The sequence below is a fragment of the Streptomyces albipurpureus genome, assembly GCF_023701525.1.
GTDB lineage: Bacteria > Actinomycetota > Actinomycetes > Streptomycetales > Streptomycetaceae > Streptomyces > Streptomyces albipurpureus.
Window position 1 is genome coordinate 1 of sequence record NZ_JAMQAW010000005.1, and the last position, 11,571, is coordinate 11,571.

Sequence of the window (11,571 nt, forward strand, 5' to 3'; positions counted from 1 at the left end):
GCGGGTTACTGCTTCGCCGGGTATCGCTTCGCCACCGAGCATGAGTTGGCCGGTGGGTTCGAGGGCGGTGTTCTGGAGGAGGGGTAGGTGGCTGGGGGTGAGCTTCATAAAGGTGACCGTGTCACCTGGTCCAGGCTGTGTGGCGGTGGTGGCGTCGAGGGCGGTAACCCGCACCCGGCCGCCGCAGATGAGTGCCCCGTACAGCACGGTGACACCGGCGTCGAAGGACACCGAGGCATGCAGCACGCTCGTACCCCGCAGATGCGGATAGGCCTCCGGGCAGCGCACCACATAGTTGACCAACGCCTGGTGGGTGATGGTGACACCCTTGGGCCTACCGGTGGAGCCGGAGGTGTAGATGACGTAGGCGGGGTGCTGCGGCAGTAGCGCGCCGGAACGGTCGGTGTCGGTGACATCGGCGGCGGACAGTTGACCGATCGCCTCGATCGTTGCCTCGTCGTCCAGTAGTACCCTGCACACTCCCTCAGTGTTGGGGAGGGCGGAAGCGGTATCTGTGTCGGTGATGAGTAGGACGGGTTGGGCATCAGCGAGCATGAAGGCGATACGGTCCGCCGGGTACTCCGGATCGATGGGCACATATCCGGCCCCCGACTTCAGAACCGCCAGCAGGGCCACGATCAGCTCCGCCGAACGCGGCAGGGCCAACCCCACCAACCCTTCCGGCCCCGCACCCTGACCGATCAGATACCGGGCTAGCTGGTTCGCCCGCGCGTTCAGCTCCCGGTAGGTGAGCTGCTGGTCCTCGAAGACGACCGCCACCGCATCCGGCGTCGCCATCACCTGAGCCTCAAACAGTTGAGGTAGTACCGTCTCGGGAACATCCCTCGCCGTGTCGTTCCATTCCACCAGCAGTTGATCACGCTCGGTGGGGGTGAGGACATCGACTTGTCCGATAGGAAGGTCAGGCGTGGTGACGACGGTGGCCAGGACCTGGTTGAGGCGTGTGGCGAGGGTTTCGATGGTGGTGGGGTGGAAGAGGTCGGTGCGGTAGTCCAGGCGTCCGGTCAGTCCGTCGGGTTGTCCTTCGGGGGTGTGGTGTTCGCCGAGGTTGAGGGTGAGGTCGAACTTCGCCACCGCACCGTCCAACGTCTGGTGTTCGACGTGGAGGCCGGGGAGGTCGAGGGTGGGCTGGGCGTTGTTCTGGAAGGCCAGCATCACCTGGAAGAGGGGATGCCGGGCCATCGAACGCTGCGGGTTGAGGACCTCCACCAGACGCTCGAAGGGCACGTCCTGGTTGGCGAACGCCGCCAGATCCGTCTCCCGTACCCGTCCGAGCAGTTCACGGAAGGAGGGATCACCGGAAGTATCGGTGCGCAGGACCAGGGTGTTGACGAAGAACCCGATCAGCTCGTCCAACGCGTCATCCGTACGCCCCGCCACCGGCGTCCCGATCGGGATGTCCTCACCCGCGCCCATACGCTGGAGCAACACCGCCAGCGCGGCCTGCACCGTCATGAACAGACTGGTGCTGCTCTCCCGCGCCAGAGCAATCAGGCGCTCATGGACGTCGGCTGGAACGTGGATGGGGACGGTGTCACCAGCATGCGAGGCCACTGAGGGGCGTGGGAAGTCCGTCGGCAACTCCAACTGCTCCGGTACTCCGGCCAACGCGTTGGTCCAGTAGTTCAGTTGGTGGGAGATGACGCTGTCGGGGTCGTCCTCGCTGCCGAGAACCTCGCGCTGCCACAGGGTGTAGTCCGCGTACTGCACCGGCAGCACCGACCAGGCGGGCGCCTCACCTCGGGAACGGGCCTGATAGGCCAGGGACAGATCCCGGGCGAACGGGGCCATCGACCAGCCATCCGCGGCAATGTGATGCACCACCGCGATCAACACGAACTCATCCGGCCCCACCACACACAATCGCACCCGCAGCGGCAGATCCACCGACAGATCGAACCCGGCAGACGCCTCCGCCGCCAACACCCCACCAAGCCCCGACGCATCCACCTCACCAACCCGCAACAGCCCAGCAGCGCGATCCTCATCCCACTCACTCAGGATGTGCTGATACGGACGACCGTCCACCTGCGGGAAGACGGTGCGCAGGCTCTCATGCCGACCCACGACATCCACCAACGCCGCCCGCAACGCCCCCACATCCAGCGCGCCACGCAACCGCACTGTCAGAGGAATGTTGTAGGTCGCCGACGGGCCCTCCAACTCGCCCAGGAACCACAACCTGCGCTGCGCGAACGACACCGGAACCAACTGCGGACGCACCCCCCCTGCCAGCCGTACCCGCACCGCACCCGCAGCACCATCAACATGCGACGCCAAACCAGCCACCGTCGGCGCCTCGAACAATGCCCGAATCGACACCTCAACATCCAAGACACTACGAATCCGCGACACCAACCGAGTCGCCAACAACGAGTGCCCACCCAGATCGAAGAAACTGTCATCGATCCCGACCTTGCCCACGCCCAAAACCTCGGCGAACAGCGAACACAACACCTCCTCCCGCGGACTACGCGGACCACGACCAGAGACCTTGGCAGCGACCTCGGGAGCGGGAAGAGCCTGACGATCCAGCTTCCCGTTCGGCGTCAACGGCAAAGCATCCAGCACCACAAAAGCGGACGGCACCATATAGTCCGGCAGGCACTCCCCCACCACACCCCGCAACACCGACACATCAACCACCGACACAACACCAGAGTCGGTACTGGTATTGGTATCGGAACCGGACCCGGTAATGAGGGAAGTATCAGCATCCACAACCGAGACAGAGCTAATGCTCAGCTGGGCGGGAACCACATACGCGACCAGACGCTTGTCGCCCGGCCGGTCCTCGCGGATCAGGACCGCCGCCTGGCCCACCGAGTCATGTGAGGCCAGAACCGCCTCGATCTCACCGGGCTCGATACGGAAACCGCGTACCTTCACCTGCGCATCCGCACGACCCGCAAACTCCAAAACACCATCCGCACGCCACCGAACCACATCCCCGGTCCGATACATCCGCCCACCCGAACCACCGAACGGATCCGCCACAAACCGCTCCGCGGTCAAACCAGGCTGGTTGACATAACCACGCGCCAGACCAGCCCCCGCTACATACAACTCACCCGCCACACCCACCGGCACCAGAGACAGACCCGCATCCAGCACATACACCCGGAGGTCTGGTATCTGCCGACCAACGACACTGATCTCCTCGGTCGGCGACTCCTTCCCGAGCGGCGCACAGGTGACATGAACCGTGGTCTCGGTGATGCCATACATGTTCACCAAAGTCGGTCCATCAGCCGAATGGCTCTCGTACCAATCGGCTAGACGCCTTGCGTCGAGCGCTTCGCCACCGAAGATGATGAACCGCAGTGACGAGGCCCAATCCGCGTCATCGGATCGCGAGTCGGCCTGCATCAACTGAGCGAAGGCGGTGGGTGTTTGGTTGAGGACCGTGACGCCTTCGTCCCTCACGAGCCGCAGCAGGGATTCGGGCGAACGGCTCGTCACATGAGTGACTACCACGAGACGACCGCCGTGCAGCAGTGGACCCCAGGTCTCCCATACCGAGAAGTCGAACGCATAGGAATGGAACATGGTCCAAACGTCCGCGTCGCCGAAGTGGAACCACTGCTGCGTCGAAGAGAAGAGCCGTACGACGTTACGGTGCGGGACCGAGACGCCCTTGGGCTTGCCGGTGGAGCCAGAGGTGTAGATGACGTAGGCGGGATGCTGAGGCAGCAGTACCCCGGAACGGTCAGCGTCCGTCACATCGGCGGCGGACAGATGACCGACCGCCTCCATCGTTGCCACCTCGTCCAGCAGTACCCTGCACACTCCGTCCGTGTTGGGGAGGGCGGAGGCGGTCTCTGTGTCGGTGATCAGCAGGACGGGCTGGGCGTCGTCGAGCATGGCGGCGATACGGTCCGCCGGATACTCCGGATCGATGGGTACGTATCCGGCCCCCGACTTCAGAACCGCCAGCAAAACCACCACCAGCTCCGCCGAACGCGGCAGAGCCAACCCCACCAACCCCTCCGGCCCCGCACCCTGACCGATCAGATACCGAGCCAGCCGGTTCGCCCGCTCATTCAGCTCCCGGTAGGTGAGCTGCTGGTCCTCGAAGACGACCGCCACCGCATCCGGACGCGCCGCCGCCTGCCGCTCGAACAGCTTCGGCAACACCGCGTTCGGCACCTGGCGTTCGGCGCGTTGCCGTTCCCCCAGGATTCGTTCCCCCAGGATTCGCTCGCGCTCAGTCGCATCGAGAACATCAATTCGACCGATCAGCCTATCAGGGTTCAGAATCGAATTCCTGAAGAGGGTCATAAAGCCACGATGATGGCGCTTCAGCTCCGAAGCCTCATAAATATTCGAATTTCCGTCGAACTCGACAGAAAGGCCGGATCCGTCACTAGCCCCTCTCACCACAATGCATAGATCCCGGACAGGCCCGTTGGAAAGATTGTGAGCAATGGTAGGGCTGCCCGTGAAATCGATATCCTCATCAAACGTGATGATGTTCGCTGTCACATTCCAGAGAGGCTGATCACGCCCCCTGGACCGCAACTCACGAACAAGGTCCTCCGAGCGATAGCTCTGGTGCCTCAACGCTGACCGAACTTCGCGAGACACCTTCTTTGTGAGTTCTTCGAAGGTCTCGGCGGGCTTGATATCGAAGCGAAGGGCCAGCACATCTGAAGCTGTTCCCGGGGTACTTCTAGCCGTTTGGCTCGTCCGCCCCGTAACCGGGAGGCCAATGATTATGTCTCGACGGCCCGATATTTTGTGAAGATATGCGGCAATTGCCGCGATAGTGACCACGGACCAGGCGGTTCGAGCGCGTTTCGCGACGCCCAGCAGCCGATCGATATCGTCGGCTGGAAGCGCATCCGCGAGGCGAAGGAAATCCCCAAAAGACTTCGCCGTGCGTCCCGTCAGGGAAACTGCCTCGGGGAGGTCGGGGAACTTCCCCAGCCAGTACTCCCGGTCTTTGGCGAACTTCTCAGAATCGCGTTGACTTCCCTGCTCGTCCAGAAGGGCGTCGAGTGAGCCGGCAGCTCGGGATTCGTAAGGCATTCCCTGCATCAGCAACGAATAGATCTCACTGAACCGGCGCTGGAACAACACCCCACCGTAGGAGTCCGCGGCGATATGATGCGATCTCGCATACCAGAGGGAGAGGTCGGCAGAGATCCTGAGCAGGGCGAAGGAGGAAAGGGCACCCGTCATGAGGTCGACCGGTCGAGCGAACTCCGCCCTGATCCAGGCAATCGCCTTGGCCTTGGCGTCCTCCTGAGCGGGCCCATCTTGCCCGGTCGAGAAATCCTGGACAGTAAGATTGGGCTCTATCGAGTCATCAACCCACTGCCAGACGCGGCCTCCCTCTTCGGAGAAACGAAGCCGTAGGGTCTCAACCTCGGAGAATGTGAATCTGAATGCCCGCTCGAATATCGCGACATCGATATCGCCATGAATCTCTACGAACTCACCGACATTATATATATGACCGGTTGGATCGAACTTATGGCCGAACCAAATACCCGACTGAGCCGTTGACAGCTCTCGACGCACGTGCTGGCCTTCAGGCATTCGTATTCACCTTGAATCGCTTGACATTCCGAGATATCGCTAAACTTTGAGTCTGGCCGATCTCGGGCAGCGTTGAATTAAGGTGCGAGATGCAGCCGATGGAAGTGAAAAACCCTGCGTAGCTACTGCCCGACCCCTCAGCAGGGGAGGCAGCAGAAAACGCAAGGGTTTAACGATCAGCGGGAAGAGTGCCTGAAGACGTTTTAGGAAGCACCCTCGTCCATGGCCTCCACAAGGCTTCGAGGCCTCATATCGATCCAGTGCTCATTGATGTAATCGATACATGCCTGCCGGGAGTCACTGCCATGCGCAGTTGCCCAGCCAGACGGTACCTCGACAAAGGTAGGCCAGAGGGAGTGCTGCCCCTCGTCGTTGACCAGAACCAGATACTCTCCGTCGGCGTCCTCGAACGGGTTAGCCACGACATTCCTCTTCTCGTTCTCTCGGGTTGGTCAAGGAGTCCAGGAACCTTCCAGGAATCGCAGGACTCCACAGGCGACAGAACCATCCGGATCGATCGATGTGACGACCCCCAGGCGGCCTTCGGCCTCCCGGTGTCCTTCCGCCGCGCTCAACATGCCCGCTATGGCGAACATCGACGAGGCCGCGGAGGTGTCGCCCGTCAGTGAAGCGACGGGGACCCGCGAAACCACGGCCGTCCCGAATAGCCGGTCGAACAGCTTTGTCTCATCGTCACCGGCCTCACCGGCAATACCGCTCGGTACAGCGGCCCATACGTGCTTCGGTGTGGCGCCGGCCGTGGACAGAGCACCTTCCACGCAGGCTTCGAGAGTGCCGACCGGATCGTTGCCTACGGCGTCGAATCGGCAATCGAGTGCCAGGATTTCGGCTAGCGGCGCGCGTTGACGACCGGAGGGATCTCCCCCCTCCAGCAGGAGTAGCACGCACCCTTCGCCCAGAGTCGTGACCTGGCCTCGGCTTCGGTGGTACTCCATCCAGGAGCGAGCAGGCGCGTTCTCCTCAACGGCGCCGCACAGTACCTGGTCGGCCCGCTGATGGTCGAGCAACCGCCGCCCGTAACTCAATGCCAGCAACCCGGCGGCCCTACCGCCGGCAATGGTGCTGTTGGGGCCTTGAAGCCCATACCAGATGGCACTGGCCGAGGCGGCCCGGTTCATCGCCATGTTGGGCGCGAGGGCGGCCGGCACATGATGCGGTCTGGCGCCTTCCAAAGACGCCTTGGTGAAGTCCATATAGCCCTGTGGCGTACCGGTGGTCGTGCCGAGGACCATGGACGTTCCCCGCCCGGCCGCCATAGTCACCCCGGGCCGGGGTGCCTCGATGAGCTCCCGAGCCGCGGCGATTGCCATCGCGCTCTCCCGGGCGAGGTAACGGGTACCGGCCGCGCCGAGGACTTGCTGAACATCGAAGTCCGGTACTCGGCGGAGTCCGACCGGAGCCCCATCATCACACTGGTCGGCAATCGCCTTGCGTCTGGCGCGCAGCCCTTCGGAGAGTGCCGCTCTGCCGATACCGAAAGGTGAGACAGCCGACCAGTCATAGATGAATGTGCGTTGTGTACTCCGGGTGGCATCACTCATGGCCGTCACCTGCCTCGGCCGCGTCGTATCTGCCCAGTATGACCACGGAGTTGTTTCCGCCGAAGGCGAGGGCGTTGTTCTGCGCGATCCGCACGTCTGCCTCGATCGCCCGGTTCGGCACACAGTCCACGATGCACTCGGGATCAGTCGTGTGATGGTTGGCCGTCGGCGGAATGAACCCGTGCTTGATAGCGAGCGCGCTGGCGATCGAGCCGAGTGCGCTTGCCGCGCCCATGGTGTGGCCGGTCATGGACTTGATGCCGATGACCGGCGGCCGGCTCTCTCCGTATACCTGGTTTATCGCCCGGGCCTCGGTCACGTCGTTCATCTTGGTTCCGGACCCGTGCGCGGAGATCATGTCGACGTCGCCGGGAGCGACGTTCGCGTCTGTCAGCGCAAGCTCCATGCACCGGGCGACGCTGTTCTCCTCGGGTGCGACCGGATGATGCGCATCGCAGTTCAATCCATAGCCGAGGATCTCCGCGTATATGTGCGCGCCCCGAGCCAGGGCGGATTCTTCGCTCTCGATCAGCATGACGCCAGCGCCCTCTCCGGTGAGCAGGCCGTCGCGCTCCGCGTCAAACGGTCGGCACTCATCGGGAGAGATCAAGCCGATCCGGTAGAACCCCGCGAAGTTCTTGCGGCAGAGAGCGTCCGAACCTCCGACGAGGGCGAAGTCCACCTCTCCGGAACGCACGGCGTCGAAGCCGCTGCCCAAGGCGTAGTTGCCGGCTGCGCAAGCGGTGGGAATGGTGGATACCTCGACGTTCCAGAGGCCCAACTCCCTGGCAATCGCCGTTGAGATCCTTACCGCTGGCACACGGCGGGCATGCTCCGGCTCGACGCTCTCCAGTCCTTCATAGAGCATCGTGGCTGCCATCTGGTCGAGGTCGTGCCCCTCGCCGTCTGTCGTGCCAATGGCGATGAGGCCCTTCCGGGCGCGCAGTGAGTCCGCACTGATCCCAGCGTCGTCAATCGCCATCCTGGCCGCCGCGACGGAGAACTGCGATGCCCGTCCGAGCTGGTCGAGCTGGATTCGCTGAACCCACTTCCGCAGGTCGATGTCGGCAACTTGATGGCCTCGGGCGTACTTGAAACCTGTGGTGTCAAAGAGCGTTATAGGCCCCGTGCCTACACGGCCGGCACGCAAGGAAGCGGCGAATTCAGCAACACCGATTCCGATACTGGAAAGTACGCCTGCCCCGCTGAGTACCACTCTCCGACGGGGTCGTTCGGCGCTGCCAGCGGGCAAACCTACTTCGCCCCACATTCATCCAGCACTTCGAGAATCGCATCGATGTTGACCATTCGAGGTCCGGCCTTGGGGTCGATCTCCACGTCAAAGGCGACTTCGAGGTGGGAGAGTACCTCGACTGCGGCGAGCGAGTCGGCGCCGTGATCATCAATAAGCAGACTGGTGCGAGTGAGCTCTGGTGCTTCCACTCCGAGAATGTCGTGAAGGACTTCACGAACCTTGGCCTCTTGCTCAGAATAGGACATTCCCTGTCACCCATCCCTAGTAGTAAAGAGTCGCGAGGAATACGACCAGAGGGCTCACGGTGGGCAGCCAAGAGAGGGCGCACCTCAGCGCACCCTCAACGTGGCCTGAACTGGGGGCCGGTTGACTCATCCTGCTCTCCTCCCGCCCCGTCCCACAGTGAAGCACGCACTTTAGTGGCGAAGATCACTAAGGAACACCGTGTCAACTTCAGGCGAAACTGATGATTTGCGGCAAATGATCCTATGCCAATAGCGGCGGCGCATAGAGCGGCACAATAATGTCCCGTTTCTCTCCTTCCCTACCGATTAGAGGGTGACTGCACCCACCTTCGCAATGACGAAGGGGGTTTTGATCGCCTTCGCTGCCACTCCAGTAAGGTCGAGGGTTCCCCGCAGAGTCGGACCTCAGAGCACACTGACAACACGTCAACTGACGGCTTGGTTCAGCATCCAAGGCAGAAAGGGACCGACTGTTGATAGCTCCGAATTGGCACCCCAGAGAACTCACACCTGAAAGTGGAAGCGTGGATTCGAGCCCAGCCGGGCTCATCGATCTGCTGGGCATGCTTGAGCTGGGCGAGCTGCTGGTGCAGGAGAAGGCAATCGTCTTTCGAGGGTTCAATGTCACCCCCGAGACGCACGGTTCTGCGGCCGATGCCCTACTGCCTCAGCGGCTCGCATACGTGCACGGCAACTCGCCGCGCACCAAGGTGGGCCAGAACGTCTACACCTCGACCGAGTATCCACCCGAGTTGGTCATCTCGATGCACAACGAGATGTCGTACGCTCATGCCTGGCCCGGACGGCTGCTGTTCTACTGCGAGCACGCGCCCACAACGGGTGGTGCCACACCCATAGTTGACGGAGAGCTCTGGCTTGAGTCTCTCGACCCCGAGGTGCGCGCCGCCTTCGGCGGAGGGGTCCGCTACATCCAGAACCTTCATGACGGCTACGGGCTCGGCAAGAGCTGGCAGGACACCTTCGAGACCGGTGATCCCTCCGACGTTGAAGCCTTCCTGACCGGTACGGGCGCCGACTGGAAGTGGCGGGACGACGGGACGCTCTGGATCAGCCAGCTCCGTCCTGCGACCACGCGCCATCCCGTGACGGGCATCGAAGTCTGGTTCAACCAAGCCGACCAGTTCCACCCCGCTGGTCTGGGCGACGACGCGACAGCACTCACCGAGGTGCTTTCCTCCGACGAGATCCCACAATCGGTCACTTTTGCCGACGGCAGCCCCATACCTGCGGAGTACATCACTCACATTCAGGAGACGGGTCTTCGTCTGGCAGTTGATGTCGACTGGCGGGCGGGAGATCTGCTGCTCATCGACAACACCCTGGTCGCGCACGGTCGCCGGCCGTTCACCGGACCGCGCCGCGTTCTGGTGGCCATGTCGGTCTGACGGGGTTCGCCGCTCCACCACCGCTGGTTCGGCGGCGCGCGGGACGGTACACGCGGCGAGCCCGAGACGGCGTTCCCCAGGCGGCTCCCCGCGTTCCCTCCACGTTCTCCGAGCGGCTCCGAGCGGCTCCGAGCGGCTCCGAGCGCTGAACGCGTATCGGGACCGGAGCGTGCCTACCACCTGATGCCTGCGTCACCGCTGCGGTGCCAGCGGCGGTGAGGTCGGCGAAGACCGCATCGTGGCCGCCGCAACGGGGATCCGCCACACGGTGGTGGTGTGTCTTGTTCCCGCGGAGGCAGTGTGCGGATGAGCCCGTGTTGCGATTGAGCGGGTCAGGGGCGAGGCCGCCTTCGCGACCCCGGATCGCTGAGTGCGCCGCATTCCGCAGAGGGTCTCCTGTGGTGCGGCTCACCCATCGCTGGTGCCCACGGGGCCGGGTTGTCAGGGGTGGCTGAGATCGTGTGTCTGTGAGCGAACTGGTTGAGCATGTCGATGAGCACGACCGCGTGTTGGGGATCGTCGAGCGGGATGAGGCGGTGCGTGAGAACTGGCTGCATCGCATTGCGGCGACGATCTGCCGTGACCGCGAAGGCCGGATCCTGGTACTACGGCGAGCCGCGACGTTGTCCCGATTTCCGGGCTACTACGACGCGATGGTCGGCGGAGCCGTGGACGTGGGCGAGTCGTATGAAGAGGCGGCGGTCCGCGAGTTGGCTGAAGAACTGGGCGTTCGTGCGCCGGTGCGTTTCTTGTTCAAGCTCCATTTCCAGGAGGGGATCAGCCCCATCTGGCTCGGGGTGCATGAGGCCGTCGTATCGGAGGTCCTGGTCCCGGACTCGGATGAGATCGACTGGCATGACTGGCTGACAGTGGCCGAACTGCGCGAAGTCATCGATGAATGGTGCTTCGTTCCGGGAGGGCGGGAGGCTCTGCGCCAGTACGTGGCGTCCTGATTCGGCTGCGGTCCGAGCGAGCTGGCAGCCGGGTGAACGGGGATGCGGGTCGGCTCGGTCAGGGGGCATTTCAGCAACGGGACCCGGTGTCGTGGTTCGCGGTGCTGGGAGGCAGTTGACCTCGGCTTTCCCGACGGCGGCTTCGCGGAGCCGATCGATCTCCTCCCGCCCCTCGACGGCGTCCGGCTCCAGCGCCACGGCCAGGTCCCCCACGCCACCGCACGACACGACACGACACCGCGTACACCGACGCCGTACCCCGGTGCGATCGACCAGGACCCGGGGCTGGCGGCACAGGGCCGGGCACCCAGGCGGCCGGATTCCATGTGTACTACGGCACACGCAGGACATTCAGGTCACTCATCGGTCCCGGGCCCGGCCGGTCGGCGGGGACCGGTGGCGATCCTGACGCCCCGCACCCGCCGAGCGGAACAAATACCAGGCCCCGAAGGTGGGTCACGGCCCGGGAGCTGCTTCGACGGCCGCGTTCGTCCCGCCGCCCGCCGGTCGGCCGCCCGGCTCATTGCGGGAGATCGCTCCAACGAGCGCACATATGGGGAAAACTACCGGTCACGAAAGAACACC

General features: G+C 63.4%; 7 protein-coding genes. 2 read left to right on the forward strand and 5 right to left on the reverse strand.

Features of this window, described 5'->3' with window-relative positions:
- The 5 genes from NBG84_RS04960 to NBG84_RS04980 form a co-directional block, all read right to left on the reverse strand.
- Positions 1-5,565, reverse strand: a 5,565-nt coding sequence (locus NBG84_RS04960; protein ID WP_250918031.1) for a non-ribosomal peptide synthetase, incomplete at its 3' end; no start/stop codon positions are given.
- A 203-nt stretch (positions 5,566-5,768) separates the two neighbouring features.
- Positions 5,769-5,987, reverse strand: coding sequence for an MbtH family protein (locus NBG84_RS04965; RefSeq protein ID WP_250918032.1), 219 nt, complete (start codon positions 5,985-5,987; stop codon positions 5,769-5,771).
- 30 nt (positions 5,988-6,017) lie between these two features.
- Positions 6,018-7,127: a beta-ketoacyl synthase N-terminal-like domain-containing protein gene (locus NBG84_RS04970; protein ID WP_250918033.1), complete on the reverse strand. Its 1,110-nt coding sequence runs from the start codon at positions 7,125-7,127 to the stop codon at positions 6,018-6,020.
- Positions 7,120-8,397 carry a beta-ketoacyl-[acyl-carrier-protein] synthase family protein gene (locus tag NBG84_RS04975; protein WP_250918034.1) on the reverse strand — a complete coding sequence of 426 codons (1,278 nt, stop codon included), beginning with the start codon at positions 8,395-8,397 and terminating at the stop codon, positions 7,120-7,122. Before NBG84_RS04975 ends, NBG84_RS04970 begins: the two co-directional genes overlap by 8 nt.
- A complete protein-coding gene (locus tag NBG84_RS04980) occupies positions 8,382-8,627 on the reverse strand; it encodes an acyl carrier protein (protein WP_250918035.1) in 246 nt (81 codons plus the stop codon). Before NBG84_RS04980 ends, NBG84_RS04975 begins: the two co-directional genes overlap by 16 nt.
- Positions 8,628-9,151: 524 nt before the next feature.
- On the opposite strand from NBG84_RS04980, the gene NBG84_RS04985 reads away from it, so the two are divergent.
- Positions 9,152-10,033, forward strand: a complete 882-nt coding sequence (locus tag NBG84_RS04985) for a TauD/TfdA family dioxygenase (protein ID WP_425608572.1) — start codon at positions 9,152-9,154, stop codon at positions 10,031-10,033.
- Positions 10,034-10,500: 467 nt separating this feature from the next.
- Positions 10,501-10,986 carry an NUDIX hydrolase gene (locus NBG84_RS04990; protein ID WP_250918036.1) on the forward strand — a complete coding sequence of 162 codons (486 nt, stop codon included), beginning with the start codon at positions 10,501-10,503 and terminating at the stop codon, positions 10,984-10,986.
- Positions 10,987-11,571 lie beyond the last annotated feature (585 nt).